Annotated in this window: 19 protein-coding genes; 6 read left to right on the top strand and 13 right to left on the bottom strand. The window is 63.3% G+C overall.

Annotated elements, in window-relative coordinates; genetic code table 11:
- Positions 1–39: 39 nt before the first annotated feature.
- Positions 40–1,437, bottom strand: a complete 1,398-nt coding sequence (locus tag EGJ68_RS00525; protein ID WP_123032630.1) for a M20/M25/M40 family metallo-hydrolase — start codon at positions 1,435–1,437, stop codon at positions 40–42.
- Positions 1,438–1,548: 111 nt separating this feature from the next.
- Between EGJ68_RS00525 and EGJ68_RS00520 the strand changes: the two genes are divergently transcribed.
- Together EGJ68_RS00520 and EGJ68_RS00515 are read left to right on the top strand one after the other, a co-directional pair.
- Positions 1,549–2,946 carry an MFS transporter gene (locus EGJ68_RS00520; protein WP_199227886.1) on the top strand — a complete coding sequence of 466 codons (1,398 nt, stop codon included), beginning with the start codon at positions 1,549–1,551 and terminating at the stop codon, positions 2,944–2,946.
- Positions 2,947–3,007: 61 nt separating this feature from the next.
- A complete protein-coding gene (locus EGJ68_RS00515; protein WP_123032628.1) occupies positions 3,008–4,654 on the top strand; it encodes a WS/DGAT/MGAT family O-acyltransferase in 1,647 nt (548 codons plus the stop codon).
- Positions 4,655–4,908: 254 nt separating this feature from the next.
- Here the strand turns inward: EGJ68_RS00515 and EGJ68_RS00510 are convergent, their stop codons facing one another.
- Genes EGJ68_RS00510 through EGJ68_RS00490 form a run of 5 tightly spaced genes read right to left on the bottom strand, consistent with a single transcriptional unit; the run spans position 4,909 to position 10,926 of the window.
- Entirely contained in the window at positions 4,909–5,886 is a 978-nt protein-coding gene (locus tag EGJ68_RS00510; RefSeq protein ID WP_233248622.1) for an ABC transporter ATP-binding protein, read from the bottom strand.
- A complete protein-coding gene (locus tag EGJ68_RS00505) occupies positions 5,883–6,854 on the bottom strand; it encodes an ABC transporter ATP-binding protein (protein WP_123032627.1) in 972 nt (323 codons plus the stop codon). The genes EGJ68_RS00510 and EGJ68_RS00505 overlap by 4 nt, the downstream gene beginning before the upstream one ends.
- A gap of 3 nt (positions 6,855–6,857) precedes the next feature.
- Positions 6,858–8,810 (bottom strand): extracellular solute-binding protein, encoded by a 1,953-nt coding sequence (locus tag EGJ68_RS00500; protein WP_123032626.1) that lies wholly within the window; start codon positions 8,808–8,810, stop codon positions 6,858–6,860.
- Positions 8,811–8,835: 25 nt separating this feature from the next.
- Entirely contained in the window at positions 8,836–9,903 is a 1,068-nt protein-coding gene (locus EGJ68_RS00495; RefSeq protein WP_123032625.1) for an ABC transporter permease, read from the bottom strand.
- Between the two features lie 3 nt (positions 9,904–9,906).
- Entirely contained in the window at positions 9,907–10,926 is a 1,020-nt protein-coding gene (locus tag EGJ68_RS00490) for an ABC transporter permease (RefSeq protein WP_027950351.1), read from the bottom strand.
- A gap of 184 nt (positions 10,927–11,110) precedes the next feature.
- On the opposite strand from EGJ68_RS00490, the gene nei reads away from it, so the two are divergent.
- A complete protein-coding gene (gene nei / locus EGJ68_RS00485) occupies positions 11,111–11,932 on the top strand; it encodes an endonuclease VIII (RefSeq protein WP_123032624.1) in 822 nt (273 codons plus the stop codon).
- Between the two features lie 28 nt (positions 11,933–11,960).
- Here the strand turns inward: nei and EGJ68_RS00480 are convergent, their stop codons facing one another.
- From EGJ68_RS00480 to EGJ68_RS00470, 3 genes are all read right to left on the bottom strand, one after another.
- Positions 11,961–12,596, bottom strand: coding sequence for a thermonuclease family protein (locus EGJ68_RS00480; protein ID WP_123033957.1), 636 nt, complete (start codon positions 12,594–12,596; stop codon positions 11,961–11,963).
- Between the two features lie 92 nt (positions 12,597–12,688).
- A complete protein-coding gene (locus tag EGJ68_RS00475) occupies positions 12,689–13,228 on the bottom strand; it encodes a YaeQ family protein (RefSeq protein ID WP_123032623.1) in 540 nt (179 codons plus the stop codon).
- Positions 13,229–13,295: 67 nt separating this feature from the next.
- Entirely contained in the window at positions 13,296–14,174 is an 879-nt protein-coding gene (locus tag EGJ68_RS00470; RefSeq protein ID WP_123032622.1) for a DUF1295 domain-containing protein, read from the bottom strand.
- 187 nt (positions 14,175–14,361) lie between these two features.
- Here EGJ68_RS00470 and EGJ68_RS00465 point away from each other — a divergent pair, with 187 nt between their 5' ends.
- Positions 14,362–15,222 (top strand): SDR family oxidoreductase, encoded by an 861-nt coding sequence (locus EGJ68_RS00465; RefSeq protein WP_123033956.1) that lies wholly within the window; start codon positions 14,362–14,364, stop codon positions 15,220–15,222.
- A gap of 41 nt (positions 15,223–15,263) precedes the next feature.
- On the opposite strand, the gene EGJ68_RS00460 is transcribed toward EGJ68_RS00465, so the two are convergent.
- A complete protein-coding gene (locus EGJ68_RS00460) occupies positions 15,264–15,509 on the bottom strand; it encodes a TIGR02647 family protein (RefSeq protein ID WP_027950356.1) in 246 nt (81 codons plus the stop codon).
- A 78-nt stretch (positions 15,510–15,587) separates the two neighbouring features.
- On the bottom strand, positions 15,588–16,760 hold the full coding sequence (locus tag EGJ68_RS00455; RefSeq protein WP_123032621.1) for a PQQ-dependent sugar dehydrogenase: 1,173 nt from the start codon (positions 16,758–16,760) through the stop codon (positions 15,588–15,590).
- A gap of 140 nt (positions 16,761–16,900) precedes the next feature.
- On the opposite strand from EGJ68_RS00455, the gene EGJ68_RS00450 reads away from it, so the two are divergent.
- Positions 16,901–18,121: a lytic murein transglycosylase gene (locus EGJ68_RS00450; RefSeq protein ID WP_123033955.1), complete on the top strand. Its 1,221-nt coding sequence runs from the start codon at positions 16,901–16,903 to the stop codon at positions 18,119–18,121.
- Here EGJ68_RS00450 and EGJ68_RS00445 read toward each other — a convergent pair.
- Entirely contained in the window at positions 18,118–20,169 is a 2,052-nt protein-coding gene (locus EGJ68_RS00445) for a BCCT family transporter (RefSeq protein ID WP_123032620.1), read from the bottom strand. The two genes, EGJ68_RS00450 and EGJ68_RS00445, sit on opposite strands and share 4 nt — an antisense overlap.
- Positions 20,170–20,355: 186 nt before the next feature.
- Between EGJ68_RS00445 and EGJ68_RS00440 the strand changes: the two genes are divergently transcribed.
- Complete coding sequence (locus tag EGJ68_RS00440; RefSeq protein ID WP_123032619.1) at positions 20,356–21,372, top strand: NADP-dependent oxidoreductase; 1,017 nt, start codon at positions 20,356–20,358, stop codon at positions 21,370–21,372.
- On the opposite strand, the gene EGJ68_RS00435 is transcribed toward EGJ68_RS00440, so the two are convergent.
- Positions 21,359–22,813, bottom strand: a complete 1,455-nt coding sequence (locus EGJ68_RS00435; protein WP_123032618.1) for a sulfatase family protein — start codon at positions 22,811–22,813, stop codon at positions 21,359–21,361. The two genes, EGJ68_RS00440 and EGJ68_RS00435, sit on opposite strands and share 14 nt — an antisense overlap.
- Positions 22,814–22,818 lie beyond the last annotated feature (5 nt).

Genomic DNA, 22,818 nt, shown 5'->3' with positions numbered 1-22,818 from the left:
CGCGGGCGGTAAGTACGGTGGTGCCTGCAGTTGCGCGGCTCATTCGGCGCCGGTCAGGTCGCGGATGATGATACTCCAGTGATCCAGTGCTTCGTCAAAGGCTTTGATCGGCACGCGCTCGTTGAGCCCGTGGGCGTACATCTCGTCGGGGTTCATGAAAATGCTGCCCACACCCCAGGTGGGTATGCCTGCGCTGCGAAAGTGCATGGCATCGGTGCCACCGGACGACATGTAGGCGATAATCCGCAGGTCAGGATGACGGCTGTGTACGGCCTTGCCCACCGCCGCAACCACATCGGCGCGCAATTCTGAAATGGGGCTTTCCGTTGCCTCTGCCAGGAGTTCGAATTCGGCGCCGGTGTTGGCGACCACCGCTTCCAGTTCCGCCTGGATGTCCGCAGCCTTGACGCCGGGAAATATGCGGCAATTCACCGTGGCGGTGGCGGACTGGGGCAGGGCGTTTTCCGCATGTCCGGCGCGCAGCATGGTCACCACGCAGGTGGTGCGGGTAGAACCCACGTAGGACGGCTCGGTACGCAGCTGCTCGGCGGCGTGTTCATCGTCCGGGTTGTAGGCGAAGCGCACCATGGTTTCGCCGAGTTCCCCGCCAAGTTGTTCGCCGATATTCTGGAAATAGGATAGGGTCATCTCGCTCCACATGACCGGGAAGCGATGGGCCTCAATGGCCTTGATGACGTCGGCCAGTTCATAGATGGCGTTGTCGTCCCGCGGCCGGCTGCTGTGGCCGCCAGGGTTGCGCACGGTAATCTCCCAGGTGGCATAGGTTTTTTCCGCTGCCTGAATCTTGTAACTCACGGCCTTGCCACTCGCATCCAGGTCGCCGCCCCCGGCATCGGAGTTCAGGGCAAACTCGGCCTCGGCGAGCTCCGGCATTTCGTAGGCCATCATGCGCGTGGTCGTCATGCCGCTTTCCTCGTCCCCCGAAAACGCCAGGACGAGGTCGCGATCCGGCACAAAACCCTCGCGACGCAGGCGAATGAAGGTGGCGGTCAGCTGTGCCACGCCAAACTTGTTGTCGATGCTGCCCCGCGCGTAGTAGTTCACATCATCCTGGGTCAGGCTGAAGGGCGGGCGCTCCCAGTCCTCTGCCAGTGCCTCGACCACATCGAGGTGGCCGAGAAAGAGAATGGGCTTGCGGCCGGCGCTGCCATCGCCCCGGTAGGTGGCGATGAGCGTGGCGAAATCGCCTTTTGGCACCACCCGCACATCGTCTTCCGGGAATCCCGCCGCGATGAGTTCGTCTGCCAGGTAGCGGGCCACCCGCGGCGTGTTGCCCTGGGCCTTTGAGGTATCCACTTCAACAATCGTTTTGTAGATTTCAAACGCCTTGCGCGCGTGCTCATCGTCGCCTTGCGCAACGGTTTGTGTGGCGAGCAACGCGAGGCAGGCGCCGCTGATCAAATTTCGAAGGGTCATGACAGTTTCTCTGCGGGCTGTTGTGAAAAAGGTTAGCACATTCACCGCGCTCTGCCGCTGGTCGTGTGCAGGTTTTGGCGTATGCTATTCGGTGACTGATCGAGGATTTCCGTGAACACAACGCCTCCTGCCACCCAGCGGCGCAATGTCTGGCTGCGCGATACCTTGTCGCGCTCGCGCCGCGACGCTGTCTCCAGTTCCGTGATGACCGGCATCTGCGATAACTACCTCGGTGCTTTTGCGGTCTCCCTGCGTGCCAGCCTGGCGCAGATGGGCTGGCTGATGGCGGCCCCGCAGCTGGCCGGGGCGCTGTTCCAGTTGTTATCGGTATGGTTGTGTCCACGGTTCTCGCGCCGCCGGGCTATCGTCACCGGCGTGGTCGTGCAAGCGCTGGCGGTGCTGGGCATGGCGGGTATTGCGCTGTTGCGGCCCGACAACGCCGTGACCTGGCTGATCGGTTTTGCCATGCTTTACCAGGCCAGTGCCAACTTTGTGCAGCCCCAGTGGCGCGGCTGGATGGGCAGTGTGGTGCCGCCGCGACGTCGCGGCGCTTTCTTCGCCGGGCGCACACGGCTGACAATGATTACCAGTTTTACCGTGTTTGCTGGCGGCGGCGCCCTGCTCGGTCTGTTCCAGCGTTACGATCTGGCCTGGCTCTGTTTCGGCGCCCTGTTCTTGCTCGCGGCAGTGGGTCGCAGCACATCCGCCCACCAGCTACGTCGCATGCACGACCCCGACCACAGTGGCGAGCGCGCCGCGATATCCTTTACCACGACCCTGAGCCGGGTGCGCGAGGCATTTCGCGACAAGACCTTCTATCAATACAGCCTGTTCATCGCCGGCATGCAGTCGGCGGTCGCCATCTCGGCCCCGTTTTTCAGCGTGTACATGTTGCGCGACCTGAACTTCACTTACTGGCAGTTCGCCGCCAATACCGGGGTCGCCATCCTCACGCAATTCTTCACCCTGTCTGTGTGGGGGCGCATCTGTGACCGCTGGGGCAACCGCTGGGTGATGGTGTCGAGCAGCTTGCTGTTGCCGGTGGTGCCGGCACTCTGGCTTGTATCCAGCGACTTTGGCTACCTGCTCCTGGTGCAGGTGTTGTCGGGGCTGGCCTGGGGCGGCTTTACCCTGAGTACGGCGAACTACCTCTACGATCTGCGCCCACCGCGGGCGGATTTCGCCAGCTACGCCGCAGTGCAGTCGTCACTGGGTGCGGTGGGCATTTTCTGTGGGGCCCTGTTTGGCGGCTACCTCGCCGGCCACCTTGCCGAGATTGCCGCCTGGTTGCCCGCCAGCTGGCAACCCCTGCACCCGGTGGTGTTGATCTTTCTGGTGTCCGGGTTGCTGCGCGGGATTATCCTGGCCTGGTTTATCCCCCGCTCCGTGGAGCTGCGTGTGCGCCAGCATCCGGACTTGCTGCAGGTTGTGTACAGGATCTCGCGCTTCACCCCGGGGGCAGGCATCGTCCTGGACTGGTTGACGGTGACGCGCAAGCGTCGCGACTGAGGCTATACTCACAGCAGGGCGCGCAGCAGGCGGCCCGTATTTGACCGGGAGTAGGCACGACATGCACCAACTCAGTGGGCTCGACGCAACGTTTCTGTATGCGGAAATGAACAACTCACCAATGCATATCGCGCCGTTGCTGATTTATGATCCCGCCACTACCGGCCGCGATGTGGTGCGCTTCAAGGATATCCTCCAGACCTTTGCGGAACGGCTGGACCGTTCCCCGGTGTTTCGGCGCAAGCTGGCCATGGTGCCACTGAACCTGGACCAGCCCTACTGGGTGGACGACGATCGCTTCGATCTTGAATTTCATGTGCGGCACATTGCCCTGCCCAAGCCGGGCGACTGGCGACAGCTTTCTATTTTGGCGGCGCGCCTGCATGCCCGCCCCCTGGATCGGGCGCGCCCCTTGTGGGAGGCCTATATCATTGAGGGGCTGGACAATGTGGCGGGCCTGCCGCCGGGCTGCTATGCCATGCTGCTCAAAGTACACCACGCCGCCATAGATGGCGCCTCCGGTGTGGAGCTGATTTCCGCGCTGCACGATTTCACCGCCACGCCTCCGCCGCCGCGCCCCGCAGCGCCGCCGCTGCTGGATTCACCACCCAGCCAGGCGGAGATGTTGTGGCGCGCCTACAAGGCCAATATGAAAGCGCCGTTTCGCCTGGCGCGCATGGTGGGGCAGGGTATTCCGGCTTGGCGGCGTGTGCACGAGGGGGTCAAGGCGAAGAAATTCCGCACGCTGGGCGACAAGGAGCGCACCCGTTTTAATGCGGCGGTATCGCCGCACCGTGTGTTTGGCGCCGCCGACTTCGACCTCGCGGTGATTCGCAAGGCCCGCGAGGCCGTGCCCGGTGCCACGGTCAACGATGCCATTCTCAGCATTGTGGGTGGGGCCTTGCGTCAGTACCTTATGGACAAGAGGGAATTGCCCGCGAAGAGCCTGGTGGCCGGCGCACCGGTCAATGTGCGCAGCCTCGATGAGGCAAAAACCGGCGGCAACCAGGTGTCGATGATGACGGTGCCGCTGGGGTCCGATGTGGCCGACCCCCTGGAGCGGCTGCGCAGCGTGCACCGGGACGCTGTGGGCTCCAAGGCCTACCACGAGGCAGTGGGTGCCCGTTTCATGACTGACATGACGCACAGCCTGCCCGCCGAGCTGGCTGCGCTGGGTGTGCGGGCGGCGCTGGGTTCCGGCCTGATGGCGGGCATGAAGCCGATTTTCAATACGATCGTGACCAACGTGCCGGGCCCGCAGGTACCTTTGTATATGCGTGGTGCACACGTGGTGCGCAGCTATGGGCTGGGCCCCTGCATCGACAACATGGGGTTGTTTCACGCGGTAACCAGCTACGATGGCCAGATTGCGGTGTCGTTTCAGGCGTGCCGGGCCATGATGCCGGACCCCGGGTTCTATGAGCTGTGCTTGCAGCGCGCCTACCAGGAGTTGCAGGCCGCCGCCGAAGCTCCCCTGCGCGGGGGCAGGAAAAAGGCAACGGCACGCAAAAAGCCCGCGGCCAAAACAAAATCGAGCGTGCCCCCTGGCCAGGCAAGCCCGGGTCGCACGAAAGTCAAAAAGGATGCTGTGACTCGCGCGACCACAAAGCCCATACGGAAAAAACCGGCGCCCGGAAAGGCGGTCCCCAAGGGCAGGAAAGTGCCTGCGGCCGCCGCCAGTCGTGGCCCACGCAAACCGAGGGCTTAGCTATTGGCCGCTGTATGCCGGCCCGCGGTGCAGCGGTGCGCTGAGGGTGCCATCGGGCGCAATGCGCCACGGCGCACCCTCGCAAAGGGCATAGTTGCGGCAATCGGGCAAGCAGCCACGGCACGGTAGTCGGGGATGTTGTTTGGGGGTGGGCTTGCTGGCGTTCTCAGCCCTGTGGTTCTCAGTCATGTCATAGTCTCCAGAGTGCAGGGCAGTATACGGGATCGGCGCGCTGCCCGATCAGGTGGCGGTGTTCAGCCATCGCGTGCGAGCAGATGGCAGGCCGCCAGATGTGTGTCGGCCAGCGGGGCGAGCACGGGCTCGGTGGCGCTGCAGCGGGGCTCGGCGCGCGGGCAGCGCGGGTGAAAGCTGCAGCCCTGTGGTGGGTTGATGGGTGAGGGCACGTCGCCATGCAACACCTCACGCTGTGCGCGTCGGTGCGGGTCGGGAACGGGAATCGCCGCAATCAGGCTTTGGGTGTAAGGGTGTGCCGCCTCCCGATAGAGCGTTTCACCGGCAGCGGTTTCCACGATTTTCCCCAGGTACATGATTGCCACCCGGTCAGACACATGCTTGACCACGGCGAGGTCGTGAGCGATGAACAGGTAGGCGAGGTTGAACTCCCGCTGCAGATCCACCAGCAGGTTGAGGATCTGGCTCTGGATTGACACGTCCAGCGCCGATACCGGTTCATCGCAGATCACCAGCTTCGGGTTCAGGGCGATGGCGCGCGCTATGCCGATACGCTGTCGCTGGCCCCCGGAAAACTCGAAGGGAAAGCGTGTGGCTGAACGCGCCGGCAGACCCACGATGTTCAGCAGTTCCGCGACCCGCTTGCGCCGCCAGAGGCGGTCGCCGATGCCATGCACAATGAACGGTTCCTCCAGAATGTCGCCCACGGTGTGCCGCGCATTCAGCGACTCCATCGGGTCCTGGAAGATCATCTGGATGTCCTGGCGCAGCGGGCGCAGGCGGCGCGCGCGCATCTGCGTGATGTCTTGTCCGGCGAAGTGGATACTGCCGCCAGTGGGCTTGTAGAGGCGCGTGATACAGCGGCCGAGAGTCGACTTGCCGCAGCCCGATTCGCCCACCAGGCCGAGGGTTTCGCCCGGGTTGATGCTGAATGATACGCCGTCGACCGCGCGGTTGAAGGCGCGGGCACGCAGGAACAGGCCCTCGCGCACGGGAAAGTGCATGTGCAGGTTGTTTACCTCCAGCAGTGGCGCGCTCACAGTGCTTGCCACCGCAGGCAACTGACCGTATGCCCCGCGGCTACCAGTTCCGCTGCGGGTACCTGCTCCCGGCAGCGGTCGATGGCGTGCTCGCAGCGGTTTTCGAAGCGGCAGCCGATGGGCAGGTCGCGCAGCCCGGGCACCATGCCCTCAATGACGCCCAGGCGCGATTTTGCCGGCGTTTCCAGCCTTGGAATGGACGCCAACAGGCCGCGGGTGTAGGGGTGTGCCGGGCGGTCGAAAATATCAAAGACACTGCCCTGTTCCGCGACCTTGCCCGCGTACATCACTACCACCTGCTCGCAGGTTTCCGCAATCACGCCGAGATCATGGGTGATCATGATCACCGCCATCCCCATGCGGCGCTGCAGGTCGGCGATCAATTCCAGGATCTGTGCCTGAATGGTCACATCCAGTGCGGTGGTGGGTTCGTCGGCAATCAGCAGGTCCGGCTCGCAGGCCAGCGCCATGGCGATCACCACCCGCTGGCGCATGCCACCGGACAACTGGTGGGGGTATTCGCCCAAGCGCAGGTCTGGCGAGGGAATACCCACGCGATCCAGCATATCGGCGGCGGCGCGCAGGGCATTGGCGGGCTCGCAGACCTTGTGCAGTAACATGCCCTCGGTGAGCTGGCGACCGATGGTGTGCACAGGGTTCAGTGCGGTCATCGGTTCCTGAAACACCATGCCGATGCGCCGCCCGCGGACTTTCTCCATCGCGGGAATGTCCAGCCGGGTGAGGTCAGTGCCCTGGAAGGTGATGCTGCCCCCGGCAATGCGCCCCATGGGCTGCGGCAGGAGGCGCATCATCGACAGCGCGGTCACGCTCTTGCCGCAGCCCGATTCGCCAACAATGCCCAGCGTGGCGCCTGCCTCAACTTCGAAACTGACACCGTCAACCGCGCGCACCAGGCCTTCATCGGTGGCGAATTCGGTGATCAGCTGATCGACTTCAAGCAGCGCCACGGCTCACTCCGCCCACTGGTCGTACACGGTAATAACCGGGTCGAAGGCCTTGCCCTCGCGGCGGGCGGCTTCTGTTTCCGTTTTCATGTCGGTGTCGATCCAGTGCACGAAAGCATCGCCCGGGCCCGCGGCGTGTTTCTGGGAGAAACCCTCGGGGTAGCGCAGCCAGCGCCAGTGGCCAATGCGGAAGAAACCCTGGTAGAAGCCGGGGACGAAGGAGGCGTGGGCGTGATGCAGTTCAGTCATCTGATGCGCGAGCCGGACCATTTCGTCTTGGTCGCTGGAGCGCCGATAGCGCTCAATCAGCGCGTCCATCTCCGCGATTGCGAAGCTCTCCAGGTTGTTGGTCTGGGTTTTCAGCTTGCGTTCGGGGTTGACGCTGCCGTCTTCGAGGAAGGCTTTGTCGTACGCGTTGTCCGAGTGGTAGTGCTCCCAGAAACGGGGGTACAGCTCAAGGAAGACGCCGAAGGCGGTGAAGAAAATGTCGTGTTGTTTTTCCTGCACCTTCTTCCAGCCAACAGTGCTGTCCAGCACCTCGATACGCAGCTCCAGGCCGGCTTTGGCGGCCTCTTCACGTAATATGGTCAAGACATCACGCAGGCTCTCGTAGCCGGTCGAGAGAGTGAAGGCCAGGCGCTGGCCCTCGGCATTGACCAGAATGCCATCGGCACCGCGTGTGTTGAAACCGGCCGCCGCAAAGTGCGCCTGTGCCTTGTCGATATCAAACGCGCGGGCGGTGATGGTGGGGTGCGTAAATTCGCCAAACCCTTCGTGGGAGGTGTTCATGCGCGTGTTGTCACCGCGGAAGAACTTTTCAATCACCAGGCTCCAGTTGGTCGCGTAATTGATGCCCAGGCGGATGTCCTGATTGTTCAGCAGGGGCTGCGCCGTGTTGATCCACAGGCCGAAATTGGGGCGCGGGCGCTGGTTGTAGTACATCACCTTGTGGATATAGCCGGCCTGCACATCAGGGTCGCTGTCGGGCAGCTTTTCGTACCAGTACTCCGCCAGGCCCAGCCCGAACTGGTCGATGTCACCGCGTTTGAATGCTTCGAAGGTCTTGGCGTCGTCGCGGATGACAGTGAACTGGATGCGGTCCGGGTTGAAGCGGTAGCGCCAGTATTTCTTGTCCTTCGCCCACCAGTCCTTGTTGCGTGTGAGGGCGATGGAGCGGCCCTTGCGCACATCCTCCGGGCGCACCACGTAGGCGCCGGGGGTGGGCTCGAAACGCCACTGGTAGCGCTCGGCGAAGTCCTCACCCATATCCGTGTAGAAGTGCTGGGGGATGGGCCGCAGCAGCAACACGCGCTCGTCCAGGTCAGGCTTCAGCTCGCGGGTAGTAATGGACAGGGTGTGGTCATCGTAGCGGGTGATGTTGCTGTAGGTGGTGCTGTAGAAGTTGTTGTACCAGGGCGCCATGATGTAGGGCGAGCGGTAGAACCAGAACATGAACAGGAAGTCGTCCGCGGTAATGGCCTCGCCATCGGAGAAGCGGGCTGCCGGGTCCAGCTTGACGTATACCGTGCGCGATTCCTCATCGATTGCCCAGGATTCGGCCAGGCCGGGGTAGAGGTCTCGCGTGTCCGGGTGCACATGGGCCATGGTCATGGTGGTGTCGTCGAGCAGGAAAGTCCGGAAGCCGCCGTTGGAATCCGGTCCTACCGTACGCAATGTGCGTGGGAAGTCCTGTAGCGCGGCGTTCTGCGTGCCGCCCTTCACCGCCTCGGGTGAGCCGATCTCGGGCAGATGGTCGTTGTTTTCCCACACCAGGCCAGTGGGTAAGTCAGCCGGGCTCTTGAAGCTGAAGAAATCCGGGTTGGCGGCGTAGAAGGCCTCGACCTCTGCCGTGACATCGGCAGCGCCAGTGCTGTCAGCGTTATCCGGTTGTTCCTCGGGCGATTCGCTGCAGCCCGCAACGCACAGGCCCAGCAGCAGGCAGTACAGGATTTTTCTCATGGCAGGTTCCTCATGTGCGTTGGCCCTAGCGGTAAACGGAGAAGGTCTTTGGGTCGAATGATTCGCGGATGGCTTCGCCGATAAAGGTCACCAGCGTCAGCAGTGCCACCAGCGTGCCAAAGGCTGAGATCACGATCCACGGTGCGGTGCGCAGGTTGGCGGTGCCCTGTTTGAGCAACTCGCCCAGGCTGGGCGTGGGCACGGGCAGCCCGAAACCCAGGAAATCCAGCGCTGTGATAGCGGAAATGGCCGCTACCACTGTAAAAGGCATGAAGGTGATGAGTGTCGACAGCACGTTGGGCATGATGTGGCGGAAGATGATACGCGTGTTGGAGGCCCCGATAATGCGCGCGGCCGCCACGTAGTCCCTGGCCTTTTCCTTGTAGGTTTCAGTGCGCATGTAGTACGTCATGCCCGTCCAGGAGAACAGCACCATCACCAGCAGCAGAATGCTGATGCGGGTTGGCACCGCCACCGTCGAGGGAATGACCGAGAAAATGATAATGACCATGTACAGGAAGGGCACGTTGGACCAGATTTCAATCACCCGCTGCAGTGCGAGGTCGAAAATGCCACCGAAATAGCCCATGGCGCACCCTATGGCGATGCCAATCAGGTAGACGGACAGCGTAAAGCCGAGGGCAAACAGCAGCGCGATGCGGGTGCCGTAGAACAGCCGCGCCAGGATGTCGCGGCTGGTGGTGTCGGTGCCGAGGTAATGCTGCGCTTCAGCGCTGGGTGGCAGGGGTCGGAACACGCCGCCGGCGGCATTGTTCTCGTAGGGGTTGTAGGGCACCAGAGGCAGCAGCAGCCAGTCGCCCTCATCGGCCGCGGCAAAGCGCGTCTGCAATTCACGGTAGTTGGTTTCGTACTGGTAGTCGAGGCCGAAGTCGGTACCCGGATGGAAGTCACCGTAAGTGGGGAAATACAGCTCGCCCTGGTAGCTGACCACCAGGGCCCGGCTGTTGATCAGCAGTTCGCCGCAGGCGAGCAGTGCCGAGAGGCCCGCCAGGATCAGGAAACTGTAGTAGCCGCGCTTGATCTGCCGAAAGCGCCGGAGCTTCTTGCGCGTTTGTGGGGTGAGGTTCAGCACGGTCTACTGGAACCGTATCCGCGGATCGACCAGCGCGACCAGAATGTCCGAGAGAATGTTGCCGATCAGCAGCAACAGGCTGGCCAGCAGTACCACGCCCATGACCACCGGGTAGTCGCGATCGAGGATGGCGGTCAGGCCCAGCAAGCCAAAGCCGTCGATATCGAAAATGGTTTCAATGAGGAATGAGCCGGAGACCAGCAGGGTGATGTTCTGGCCGAAGGTGGTGGCGATGGGGATCAGCGAGTTGCGCACGGCGTGACGGGTGACCGATTGCCGGAACGAGACCCCCTTGGCGATTGCGGTGCGTATATAGTCCGCCGCCAGGTTGTCCATCAGGTGGTTTTTGAGTAGCAGCGTGACCAGCGCAAAACTGCCCACGAGGTAGCAGATGAGGGGCAGTATCGAGTGGCTCAGCAGGTCCAGCGCCTGTGCCCCCGGGGACAGGTCCCGAAAGTCGTAACTGACGAACCCACCCATGGGAAACCAATCGAGGCGTACCGAAAACAGCAGTATGAGGAGTGAGCCCAGGGCGTAGCCGGGAATGGCATAGCCGATGAAGATCAGCACCGAGCTGATATTGTCGACAAAGGTGCGATGGCGTATGGCTTTGAGAATGCCCAGGGGTATGCACACGGCGTAGGTGATCACCAGGGTCACCAGCCCGTAGTAGAGCGACACGGGAAAGCGTTCACTGATCACGTCCCAGACCGGCTCGTTGTAGCGATAGGAACTGCCCAGATCCCCGCGCAGCACCTTGCCCAGCCAGGCGGCGTAGCTCTGCAGTACGGGCTTGTCGAAGCCGTAGTACTCACGCAGGCGATCCAGTTGTGCCTCGGAAATGGCCATACCCTGCCCCGCCATTTGCGAGCCGCCGCCGGACAGGTTCATCTGCTGGGTTTCCATGATGGCGCGTTCGAGCGGGCCGCCCGGCACCAGGCGGGTAATGGCGAAGACGATAATGGTCACGCCAATGAGTGTGGGGGGAACGAGCAACAGGCGTCTGAGAAAGTAGTCGCGCATGCGATGTCCGGTGTCGCCTCGGTCGTGTTCCCTGCTGTACGGTGCGCCAGCGTGACGTTGGATGGTGCCACAAAGCCACCCTCGGGCAAAGCGTTGGTCGCGATCTCATCCGCTCTGGCGCCTGCCGCGTAAGCCATGACATTGTGGGCGGTGTGAAAACACCCTGTAGGGATAGAGGTAAACGATGCCAGAAGGCCCTGAGATCCGACGTGCGGCGGACAGGATTGCTGCTGTACTGGAGGGGCGCAGGGTGGAAACCGTGCGGGTCGGTTTGCCGCGCCTGCAAAAAGTGGCGGCACAGTTGCAGGGTCACAGGGTGCAGGCAGTGGAAACCCGGGGCAAGGCCATGTTGGTGCACTTCGAGCACGGTCTCACCGTGTATTCACACAATCAGCTCTACGGGGTCTGGCGCGTGGTGTCAGGGCACGCGTTGCCCGAGAGCAGGCGTTCCCTGCGCCTGTTGCTGCAAACCGCAACTGACTCCGCCATTCTTTACAGCGCCTCGGATATCAGCGTATGGCCAGTAGAGGAGCTCGGGCTGCATCCTTTTCTGGCCCGTCTGGGCCCCGACATCATGGCCGCGGACCTTGCCTGGCGGACGATAGCGCAGCGCCTGCAGAGCCCGCAATTCACCGGCCGCAAACTCGCCAGCCTGTATCTGGACCAGGGTTTCCTTGCCGGCATCGGCAATTATTTGCGCAGCGAAATCCTGCATGCAGCTTCCCTCCATCCGCTGCGGCGGGCGGCGAGCCTGAGCCCCGGTGAGCGTGGCCGACTGGCGCGCGCGACGCTGGCTATCAGTCGGCGCAGCTACCACACGGGAGGCGTGACCCTGGCGGCACCGCTGGCGCGATCGCTGCAGCGCCGTGCGCTGGAGTGGGAGCAGCGCCGGTTTGCCGTGTTTGGGCGTGCGGAGTCACCCTGCTACCGCTGCGGCAGCCGCATTGTTCGCAGGGAGTTCAATAGCCGGCGCCTTTACTTCTGCCCTGTATGCCAAGTGGAGTGATGGCCGGCGGGCGAGCTGCACCCGCTTGCTAGCGGCTGCTGTTCAGGCGCTGTTGGCGTCGCCAGTCCCAGGGTGGCATCGGATCATCGGCCGCCCATAGACCTCGTCGCGCCGAGCGCGCGTCGCGTTCGGCGGCCTCCAGGGCGTGCTCCTGGCGCGCGAAATACTGATACCACCAGGCGTGGCCCTGCTGCACCATTGCCAGGTTCACGTTGCGCCCTTCGGCATATACCGTGCCGACCTTGCGGCCGTAGTCGTCCTCTTCAATGACCACCACGCCGAGGCTTTTTCCCGACACCAGCGCGACCAGCGCCTCCCGGGCGCGATCGCCGTGGGGCTGGTCCCTCTCGGGTGCGTCAATGCCGTAAAAACGCACCTTGTGCTGCGTGTTGCCTGCATCCAGCAGCGACAGGGTATCGCCATCGGCGATCCTGACCACGCGGCCGGTGAGGTCGAACTGTGTGGGCGCTTGCCCCTCGCGCGCGGCGCCTGCGGTTTCCAGCGAGTCCACCGCCTTGCCCCAGCCAGTGTCTTCTCCACGAGTGCCGGAGAATGTGTCCAGTGCCTGTCTGTGCCAGTTGATTTCGCCGTCGGTCGCGAGCTGGAACAGGCTGAGGCCCAGCAACACCACGGCGATGCGCACCAGATTACGGGGGGAGAGCATGGAGAAGCGTTTCATAGGCGTGGCGTGTGTCGGGTCAGGTGGCACTATACCGCAGCCGTTGGCGCGAGCGCACGGCGGCACGGCACTGGGTTTCAGGCCTTCAGCGAGCTCGGCGTCATACTCAGGGTCTCCCCTTCGCTGCTCACCATGATTTCGCCGTCACTGATGGTGCACTGCAACTGCAGCCCCGGGCGGGCCATGTCTGCCAGGCTGCGCAGGCTGCTGTCGTCAACCTGCCAGACGCTGAGATGTTTGAACCGTTCCAGGGCGGCGCCGTGCTTCTGCCACCACACCGGTACCGCGCGGTCGCCGTAAGTGTATAGAATCACTTTCTGCCCGCGCGAACAGGCCTTGCGCAACCGGTCAGGGTCGGGCGTGCCGAGCTCGATCCACAGCTCGATGCTACCCGTGAGGTCTTTCTGCCACAGGTCGGGCTCGTCGTCGGTGCTGATACCGCGGCCAAAGCTCAACTGCTCGTTGGCATGCAGGGCAAACGCCAGAACGCGCAGCATCATGCGCTCCTCAGTCTCCGAGGGGTGGCGCGCCAGTGTGAGTGGAAAATCGCCATAGACGTGACGGTCGAGGTCGGCGACGTTGAGGTCCATTTTGAAAATGGTCGATTTCAGGGCCATGGTACGGAACTGCTCGTGAGGCGGGTGGGCACTATAGCCCAGCGCAGCGGCTCAGGCACGCGGCACTTCAGGCACGCGGCACGGTGTTGCGGGCGCGCAGGCGTGGTACCAGCGCCGGTGTCCGCGCCTTGTAGGCCTGCCAGTCCGGGTTTTGCCCCCAGCGTTGTTCCGCCTTGCGCTCCAGCAGCGGTATGCCGCTGACCCGGGTCAACAGCAGAAACACGAACAGCGGTGAGATCAGCGTGGCCCACTGCCAGCCTGCAAGTGTCGGCAGGGCCATCAGTGCAATGCCCAGCCAGAGGAGGATCTCACCGAAGTAATTGGGGTGGCGGGAGTAGGCCCAGAGCCCTGTACTGATGAAGCGCTCCTCGCCGTTTGTGTGTCGAAAACGCCGCTTCTGCTGGTCGGCGACCACCTCCACCACAAAGCCGAACAGCCATAGGGCGAACCCGGTGATCGCCAGGCCTCCGGGTTCGGCTGCACGCCCGCTGGTGATGGCCGCCAGTGCGCAGCCGGCCGTAATCACCACCCAGAGCCCCTGCAGGGTCCAGGTGAACAGGAAACGGCCGGCATAGGGCTTGATCCGGTCGAAGCGGGAGTCTTTGCCATCGGCGCGAATGCGCAGAAACAGGAAGCTGCCCAGGCGCAGTGCCCACAGGCTGATGCAGCCTGCCAGCAACAGGCCCAGCGCGTTCTGGTCGGGTGTCAGGGCCACGGCCAGCCAGGTGACTGACAGGTAGGTGAGGGCGCCGGTCAGGTCGTAGAAGGCTTCGGTTTGCAGTCGCCAGGCAGGGAGGAAGGCCAGCCACTGGATTGTGAACGCCAGCAATGCACACAGGGCGAACACCGGTATTCCCTGCCAGCTCGTGCCGGTGTGGCTGCCCGCGGCGGCCATACCCAGGCCGAGACCGAGAACAACGCCAAAACGTAGCAGTGTTTGCCCCATGCCGGTATCTCCGCAGTGCTCGTGGGGCCCCGTGTTCGGCGCCCATCCTGAAGGGCAAGACTAGCACAGGCATTTTCAGGCAGGGCCGCTTCAGGCAGGGCCGCTCCAGGCAGGGCCGGCCGAAAGTTTTGCCCTGCGCGGGTGTTCACGGAGATAATGCGGGCTGTTCTCCAATCGAGGAATGCTCATGACAGATGCTCCTTCAACGCCTGCCCCTGCCGAGGTGTTTGCTGAACAGGTCGTGTGGATTACCGGCGCCTCCAGTGGCATTGGGGCGGCGCTGGCTGTCGAGTTTGCTGCCGCAGGTGCGCGGCTGGTGTTGTCGGCGCGCCGCCGTGACAGGCTGGAGTCAGTGCGTCAACAGTGCATTGAGGCGGGAGCTTTCCCCAACGATGTGCTCGTGCAGCCGCTGGATGTGGCCGCCGCCGAGGCCATGCCGGCCGCGGTCGATGGCGTGCTGGCGCACTTCGGCCAGATTGATCTGCTGATCAACAACGCGGGTATTTCCCAGCGCTCGATTTGCCTGGACACAGACCTTGACGTCTATCGCCGCCTGTTCGAGGTGGACGTGCTGGGGCAGATTGCCCTGACCAAACAGGTGCTGCCGCACATGGTTGCGCGCGGCCAGGGGCGTATCGCAGTCACGGCCAGCGTGGCCGGCAAGGTGGGGGCGCCTTTGCGCACCGGCTATTGTGCGGTCAAGCATGCAGTAATGGGTTTCTTTGACGCCTTGCGCACCGAAGTGGCGCACCTGGGTGTCAAGGTGACGACCATAGTGCCGGGTTACATTCGCACCGATATTGCCCGACAGGCGCTGACAGGCAGTGGCGCCGAGGCGGGCGATGTTGAAGACGATGTCGACAATGGCATGGATGTCGTCGAATGTGCCCGGGTGATACTGCAGGGCTTCTGCAACGGCACGGAAGAAATCGAGGTGGGCAATGGGCCAGAAATGGGCCTGCTGGAATTGAAGCGCAAGGACCCACTGGCGACATTCAGGGTCCTTGAGGGCATGGCTACTGAGGTGCTGGCGCGCAGCCGCCCCTAGACGTCGGGGTTGCCACAGGCAGTGGGGCCGCTGCGCGGCGCTTATGCAGTGGTGGGGGCCCCCAGAATCTGCGCGACGAATTGCAGGTGTTCGGCGGCTTCGTGCCCCAGTGGCGTGAGGAAGCCGCCATCTTCCTGGTCGATCAGGCCCTTGCCGTACAGGCGCTGCGCCGCCGCAATCATCTCCGGATTCGCATTGCTGTGCACCTTGAGGCCCACTTGCGCGCTGCTCAGGTCGAACTTCAGCAGCAATTCGATTTCCTCTATCTGTTCTCTGGGCAGGGTCATGGTCTTCTCTCGTATGAGCGGGCTTTCAGCATAGCGGAAATACGCCGTGGCCGCGCGCACAGCGGTTGCGAATGCGAGTCACTCGAAGCGCTGCGCAATGGGCACCGGCTCCAGGCGCACAATGGCCGAGGGTTTCGCACCTCTATCGTCCAGCGCGAGGTAGAGATATCCGTCCGGTCCGGTGCGCACGTCGCGCAGGCGCCCGATGTCGCGCGCGAGGGTCTCCTCGTGTACAACCTTGCCGTCCTCCATGCCCAGCAATGTCAGTTGCTGTCCGGACAGGCCGCCGGCAAACAGGTACCCGTCCCAGTTGGGGAAGGCGCTGCCCCGGTACAGTGCCAGGCCGGAGGTGGCAATCGAGGGCACCCAGATCTTCAGCGGCTGTTCCATGCCGTCTGCGTGTGTGGTGGCGTGAATGGTGGTGCCGACGCCGTAGTTGACACCGTAGCCGATCACAGGCCAACCGTAGTTTGCGCCGGGTGTAATGCGGTTCAGCTCATCGCCCCCCTGGGGGCCGTGCTCGGTGATCCACAGGGTGCCGCTCGCGCGATCCAGGGCCATGCCCTGCGGGTTGCGGTGGCCGTAACTCCAGATCTCCGGCAGTGCCTTGGCGTCCTGCACGAACGGGTTGTCGGCAGGTATGCGACCGTCGTCGTGCAAACGGACGATCACGCCGTGATGATCCGAGAGCTGCTGTGCGGGATGCGCGGCCAGGTCGCCTGTGGGCGGTACCTGGCGGTCGCCCACGCTGATGAACAGATAGCCCTGCTCGTCAAACGCCAGGCGGGAACCGTAGTGCCCGCGGCCGCGGGACTGCGCCACGAAAACCTCTTCCACATCGCTCAGTGCGCCATTGCTATAGCGGCCGCGAATGACCGCCGTGGTGGACTCTTCATCCTCCAGCGGCTTCGAGTAGGACAGATAGAGCAGACGATTGCTGGCAAAGTCCGGGTGCAGAACGACATCCAGCAGGCCCCCCTGGCCCTCGTAGAAGACCTCCGGCACGCCGCTCACAGGCTGCTCCAGCAAGCGGCCCTCGCGCACAACGCGCAGGCGCCCCGGCTGTTCTGTCACCAGCATATCGCCGCCGGGCAGGAACGCCATGGACCACGGGCGAACCAAGCCGTCCACCACCGGCACTATGCGGTAGTCATGGTAAGTGGAATGGCGGACTTCCTGAGATTGAGCGGAGGCAGCGCCGGCAAACAGCAGCAGGGCGCAGGGGAGTAGTGTTCTGGCTAGGGCTCGCATGAGTCTCTCTCAGTGACAGTTCGGAGCACAGTATAGCGACTTGTGTACGGATTCTCGAAGTCTCCCAAGGCCAGATGGATCTTGCTTCCTGTACCTGCGGGTGTAAGTATCGTCGGTAATCGTTCCGGATGTGTGGTGTCATGTTGTTGCGCGCGGTTGTTGTTGTAGTTTGCCTGCTGGGCTGTGTTTCGGTCCGGGCGGAAGAAGGTTTTGCGGCTTGCCTGGAGGCCCTGCAGGGACAGGCGCGAGCAGCTGGAGTGGCAGCGCAGATTGTGGATGATGTGGTGCCTACGCTGCAGCAGCAGGCGCGTGTGCTGGAGCTGGACGGCAAGCAGCCGGAATTCGTCCAGACCTTCGCCCAGTATTTCAATGCGCGGGTGTCCGAGAGCCGCATCGAGCAGGGGCGGGCGCTGTACGCGCAACACCGCGAGTTCCTTGCACAGCTACAGCGGGAATACGGCGTACCCGGTCATTACCTCGTCGCCTTCTGGGGTTTGGAGACCAATTTCGGTTCCTATCTCGGCCGCATGCCCACGCTCGACTCACTGGCGACCCTGGCCTGCGACACCCGCCGCGCCGATTTCTTTGGCACTGAATTCATCGCCGCACTGCAGTTGCTGGAGCGGGAGGGCTTGAGCCCTGTCGACATGCAAGGCTCATGGGCTGGCGCTGTGGGACACACCCAGTTCATGCCCTCCAACTATCTGCGCTATGCGGTTGACGGAGACGGCGATGGCCAAATCAACCTGTGGCGCAGCGAGCGCGACGCCCTGGCGTCCGGCGCGCGCTTCCTGCGCGATCTGGGCTGGGTTCCAGCGCTGCGCTGGGGCCGTGAAGTGCGTCTGCCAGCGGGGTTTCGCTACGAGCTGGCACTGTCCGGCGAGGCCTTGCCGCTCGCCGAGTGGGCGCGTCTGGGGGTGATGCGCAGTGACGGCGCAGCCCTGCCCACCGCGGAGCTGCAGGCGTCGCTGCTGGTACCCGCCGGCGCGTCGGGACCGGCGTTTCTCGTGTATGACAATTTCGACGTGATCATGCGCTGGAACCGCTCCGAGTCCTACGCCCTGTCGGTGGGGCATTTGGCAGACCGTATCGCCGGCGCCGGGCCTCTGCAGCAGGCGCCGCCGGGGGGGCAGCAGCCGCTGGCGCGCGCGGATGTGCTGGCTCTGCAGCAGGGGCTGAATGCACTGGGTTTCGACGCCGGCGCCGAGGACGGCCTGTTCGGCTCGGGAACACGCGCCGCCCTCAGTCGCTTCCAGCGCAGCGTGGGCGCCGTGGCTGATGGGTACCCCAGCGCGGAGATCCAGCAGCGCCTGCAGGAGGCAGCACACGGCACCATGCAGGAGCCTGCGGGGGAGGGCTAGCTCTCCAGCGTCGGCCGTAACATGTCATCGTGCTCGGCCATGTTCCAGGGCAGGCTGGCTGGGGAGATATGCAGGAAATGCAGGTGTTTCTCCAGCTGGTCGAGGATGTCCGTGATGATGTCGTGCTGGTCGAAGCCGTAGATGTCATAGGACTGTCCGCCCCGGCGCAGGAACACTTCGGCGCGGTAGTAATGCGCAACGTCCGCGCCGTGATGTGTCATCTCCGGGAACGCGTAGTGGGGCAGGCTGTGCTCCAGCAGGCGAATCTCGTAGATGAAGTCCACGGCCTCCTCTTTGGTCACCTCCAGCCACAGCCGGGCGGGCGCTTCCTCTTCATGCAGCGTTGCGTGCCAGCCCTGCTTGTCGAGTTCGCGCTGTACACGCCACATGGCCTTGCGCACAGTCGTGGTAACGAACTGCTCAACGTCTTCCCTGCCGGGGAATGTAACCAGCCCCGCCAAACGTCGCCGCCACAGGCCGCGGCCTGTGGTGCCGGACAGGCGGGTTTGCACGCCGGTGTTCAGGCTGGTGTGGTGGTGGCCCTCAATGACCAGCGCACGCCACATGCCCAGCGCCGCGGCAATCATGATCAGGGAAAACGGCAGGGCACTGGCGATGGTCATGGTTTGCAGTGCGCCGAGGCCGCCGGCGAGCAGGAGCGCCGCCGCGACAGCGCCTTCGCTGCTGGCCCAGAACACGCGCTGCCAAACCGGCGTCACAGGAGCGCCCCCTGAGGCGAGGGAATCAATCACCAGTGAACCGGAGTCTGAGGAGGTGACAAAGAAGGTGACGATAAGAATCACCGTCAGGAACGAGACCACTGCAGAAAAGGGCAGCCGTTCGAACAGCTTGAACAGCGCCACGGCATGGTCTGCCTGCACTTCGCCGATCAAGGTGTGATAGCCCTCGTTCATGATCAGGTGCAGGGCGGTGTCGCCGAAGATGGAAAACCACATGAAGGTGAATATCGTGGGTACGAACATCACGCCCACGACAAATTGCCGGATGGTGCGACCGCGGCTGATTTTGGCAATGAACAGGCCGACGAAGGGCGCCCAGGCAATAGTCCAGCCGAAGATGAACAGGGTCCAGTTGCCAATCCAGTCACTGCGCGAATAGGCCTGCAGGTTGAAAGTGCGCTCGACGATGTGGTTCAGGTAGCTGCCGGTGTTTTGCAGGAAGCTCTCCAGAATGTGCACCGTGGGGCCCACACTGAACACGAACAACATCAGCGCCACTGCCAGTGCCATGTTGAGGATGGATAGCCGCTTGACGCCCTTGTCCATGCCGGCCACCACGGAAAAGATCGCCAGCCCGGTGATGACCACGATGGCGATGATCTGCACGGTGACGTTGACGGGAATCTGCGGCCACAGGTAGTTGATGCCGGCGTTGATCTGCGCGACCGACAGCCCCAGCGTGGTGGCAATGCCGAACATGGTGCCGAGGATCGCGAACACATCCACCGCGTGGCCGATCGGCCCGTGGATACGGTCGCCGATCAGCGGGTAGAGCGCCGAGCGGATGGACAGGGGCAGGCCGTGACGGAAGGCAAAATAGGCTAGCACCAGGCCCACCAGCCCGTAAATGGCCCAGATGTGAAAGCCCCAGTGGAAAAAGGCAATCTGCATGGCCTGGCGCGCCGCGTTCACCGTTTCTGCGGCGCCCGCGGGTGGGGATGAGTAATGCAGCACGGGCTCGGCGACGCCGAAAAACAGCAGCGCAATGCCGTAGCCCGCGGAAAAGAGCATGGCGAACCAGGCGGGGAAGCTGTACTGCGGGTCGGCGTGGTCTGGCCCCAGCTTGATATTGCCCCAGCTACTGAAGGCCACCACAACAATGAACATCAGGAAGAATGCCACCGACAACATGTAAAACCAGCCGAAGGTGGTGGTAATCCAGGCCAGGGACGAACTGAACAATTGTCCCGCGAGATCCGGGCTGCTGATAGTGCCGACAACAAGCAGCACAATCACCACGAGCGCCGGAATAAACACCGGAAGCAGGACTGTAGAGCGGGGTATTACGGCGGTTTGCGCCTCGTTCATGCAGGGTTCCTCAGCCCGCACTCAAGGTCGGACTCAATTCACGGGAGCGCCAAGCAGGGTAGCAGACGGGGCCGCACAGGTGTACCGCGGCAAAGTGGGGCGCAGTGGGCAATTCTGTTACTGTGCAGCTTCGCCTGCTCCCCTGCGTTCCTGCCGGGGCGTTCGAGTTGATAACGGAGACCCCCGATGACTGTTCCCGAGAACCGCCAATTCCGCCTCAAGGCGCGCCCCACTGGCCGCATTGAGCGCAGCCATTTCGATTTTGCCACCCAACCCGCGCCTGAACCGGGCCCGGGGCAGGCACTGGTGCGGGTGCAATACCTCAGTCTGGATCCGACCAACCGTATCTGGATGAGTGACATGGACCAGTACATGCCGCCGGTTGCCATTGGTGAAGTGATGCGCGGTGGCGGCATTGGTGTGGTGGTGAAGTCCGAGTCCGACCGCTATCAGGTGGGCGATCATGTCATGGGCCTGACTGGCTGGCAGGACTATTGCCTGGCTGATGAGGGGGAGAATGCCATGGCGGTACTGCCCGCCAACCTGCCCATTCCGCTGTCGGCGATGCTCGGTGCCTGCGGTATGACCGGGCTGACTGCGTACTTCGGCTTACTGGAGTTGGGCCGTCCCCAGGTCGGAGAGACAGTGTTGGTGTCCGCCGCTGCCGGTGCGGTCGGTTCGGTGGTCGGGCAGATCGCGAAGATTCGCGGCTGCCGCGCTGTCGGGATTGCCGGCGGCGAAGAGAAGTGCCGCTATCTGCTGGATGAACTCGGTTTCGACGCGGCGGTGGATTACAAAGCCAGCGACTGGCGTGAACAGCTGGCGGCAGCCACTCCGGACGGTATCGACGTCAATTTCGAGAACGTGGGGGGCGAGATCATGGAAGCGGTGATGGCGCGGATGAACCTGTTCGGGCGCATGCCCCTGTGTGGCATGATCTCCGGCTACAACAGCGGCGAACCGATGCGCGCGGATTTCTCATCCATCCTCATGCGTCGTATTGAAGTGCGTGGCTTCATTGTCTCTGACTTCATGGACCGTTTCCCAGCCGCTACGCAAGAGCTGGCAACGTGGTACCTCGAGGGCCGCCTGAAGCATCAGGAAACCGTGATCGATGGCCTGGAGCAGGCCCCCGAGGTGGTCAACCTGCTGTTCGACGGCGGCAACAGGGGCAAGCTGGTGGTGCGGGTCAGCGACGACTGACGCAACCGACGCCCAGTGCACTCTTCAGGCGGGCAATTTCCCCCGGGTTGAGCAGCGGGTCGCCGGTGCGCTGGCGCCACTGCATCAGCGCCGCCTGCATATTGCCCAGGCGCTGCGCCTGAGACGGTTTCTGCGCCAGGTTGCTGGTTTCGAACGGATCGTTGTGCAGGTCATAGAGTTCGAATTCCGGCGGGTGGAACAGGTTGCGGTAGGTCGGGTTCCAGCCGGGTGCCGGGCGCACCGTAGGGCTCAGGCGTGTATTGCCGATATAACTCAGGGGGTTGCGGCAGGCGCTGTCGAGGTTGTGGATCAACTTGTAACGCGCCGTGCGCACGGCGCGCCGTGGGTAGAAATGCTCCGGTGCGTGCGCGTTGTACTCTGCAAACAATACGCCGCGCCATTGCGCGGGTGTAGTGCCGCCGAGTAGTGGGCGCAATGAGCGACCTTCGGTGCGCGGCGGGGTTATCCGCGCAGCTTCCAACAGGGTGGGCATCAGGTCCACCGTCGATACCAGCGCCTCGCTGCGCAGTCCCGCGCGGCTGGTGCCCGGCCAGTGAATGAACAGCGGCACGGCCACGCCCGCCTCGTAGGCAGTGGTTTTGGCGCGACTGAAGGGCGCTCCGTGGTCGCTGACAAAGACCACCACGGTGCGGTTAAGCACCCCCGCGCGCTTCAGTTCCTGGAGTAGCAACCCCACCCCGGTATCCAGCCGGCTGATGCCGTTGTAGTAGGAGGCGACTTCGCTGCGAATCTGCGGGCTGTCGATACCCAGAAATGGCAGCGGGGTAGCATCCTCGGCGGTATAGGGGGCGACGGGCAGCCCCAGGAACTGGTCTGCCTCGCTGTCGTAGGGGCGGTGCGGATCGAAGTAGTTCACGTAGAGGAAAAAGGGCTTTGTGCCTCGCTGGCGGACAAAGTCGCCCGCCACCCGGGCGACGCGGCGCACATCGCGGCTTTCTATGGCGCCGTTCTGGTCGTTCCAGCGCCGGTCGAACGGAAACGCCGCGGGCGGGTCGATGTGAAGCTTGCCGATAATACCGTTGAAATAACCCGCCGAGCGCAACAAGCCGGGCAGTGTGGCGAGCCCTGGTCGCAAGCGGAATTCTTCATGCTGACCGGCCAGGCCGATCTGTCCGTGCTGGTGTGGATAGAGCCCGGTGAGCATGGATGCCCGCGATGAACTGCAGGATGCCTGCGTGACCCAGGCGCGCTCGAAGACCACACCCTGGGCCGCCAGCGCGTCCAGGTTGGGTGTCTGCGCCAGTGGATCGCCGTAGGCGCCGAGAGACTTGCCCAGGTCGTCCGCGGTGATAAGCACAATGTTCAGGCGCTGCGCCTGCACTGGCGAGAAGTTCTGTTCTGGCAGACTGATGCCCGCAGCGTTTGGTGCCGCCGCGCAAAGCCACAGCAGCAGGCCGGGTAGCCAGGAGAGGCGGTGCATGGAAT

Origin of the sequence: Haliea alexandrii, from assembly GCF_003719295.1 — a bacterium.
GTDB classification, from domain to species: domain Bacteria; phylum Pseudomonadota; class Gammaproteobacteria; order Pseudomonadales; family Halieaceae; genus Haliea; species Haliea alexandrii.
The sequence above is the reverse complement of the archived record's forward strand: the minus strand, read 5'-3'. Positions and strand labels throughout refer to the sequence as shown.

Excerpts from the sequence above, each read along its gene's own strand:
- EGJ68_RS00500 (WP_123032626.1), bottom strand. The coding sequence starts at position 8,810 with ATGAGAAAAATCCTGTACTGCCTGCTGCTGGGCCTGTGCGTTGCGGGC.
- EGJ68_RS00490 (WP_027950351.1), bottom strand. The coding sequence starts at position 10,926 with ATGCGCGACTACTTTCTCAGACGCCTGTTGCTCGTTCCCCCCACACTC.
- EGJ68_RS00525 (WP_123032630.1), bottom strand. The coding sequence starts at position 1,437 with ATGACCCTTCGAAATTTGATCAGCGGCGCCTGCCTCGCGTTGCTCGCC.
- nei (WP_123032624.1), top strand. The coding sequence starts at position 11,111 with ATGCCAGAAGGCCCTGAGATCCGACGTGCGGCGGACAGGATTGCTGCT.
- EGJ68_RS00480 (WP_123033957.1), bottom strand. The coding sequence starts at position 12,596 with ATGCTCTCCCCCCGTAATCTGGTGCGCATCGCCGTGGTGTTGCTGGGC.
- EGJ68_RS00515 (WP_123032628.1), top strand. The coding sequence starts at position 3,008 with ATGCACCAACTCAGTGGGCTCGACGCAACGTTTCTGTATGCGGAAATG.
- EGJ68_RS00455 (WP_123032621.1), bottom strand. The coding sequence starts at position 16,760 with ATGCGAGCCCTAGCCAGAACACTACTCCCCTGCGCCCTGCTGCTGTTT.
- EGJ68_RS00440 (WP_123032619.1), top strand. The coding sequence starts at position 20,356 with ATGACTGTTCCCGAGAACCGCCAATTCCGCCTCAAGGCGCGCCCCACT.
- EGJ68_RS00465 (WP_123033956.1), top strand. The coding sequence starts at position 14,362 with ATGACAGATGCTCCTTCAACGCCTGCCCCTGCCGAGGTGTTTGCTGAA.
- EGJ68_RS00435 (WP_123032618.1), bottom strand. The coding sequence starts at position 22,813 with ATGCACCGCCTCTCCTGGCTACCCGGCCTGCTGCTGTGGCTTTGCGCG.
- EGJ68_RS00475 (WP_123032623.1), bottom strand. The coding sequence starts at position 13,228 with ATGGCCCTGAAATCGACCATTTTCAAAATGGACCTCAACGTCGCCGAC.
- EGJ68_RS00445 (WP_123032620.1), bottom strand. The coding sequence starts at position 20,169 with ATGAACGAGGCGCAAACCGCCGTAATACCCCGCTCTACAGTCCTGCTT.
- EGJ68_RS00450 (WP_123033955.1), top strand. The coding sequence starts at position 16,901 with ATGTTGTTGCGCGCGGTTGTTGTTGTAGTTTGCCTGCTGGGCTGTGTT.
- EGJ68_RS00460 (WP_027950356.1), bottom strand. The coding sequence starts at position 15,509 with ATGACCCTGCCCAGAGAACAGATAGAGGAAATCGAATTGCTGCTGAAG.
- EGJ68_RS00470 (WP_123032622.1), bottom strand. The coding sequence starts at position 14,174 with ATGGGGCAAACACTGCTACGTTTTGGCGTTGTTCTCGGTCTCGGCCTG.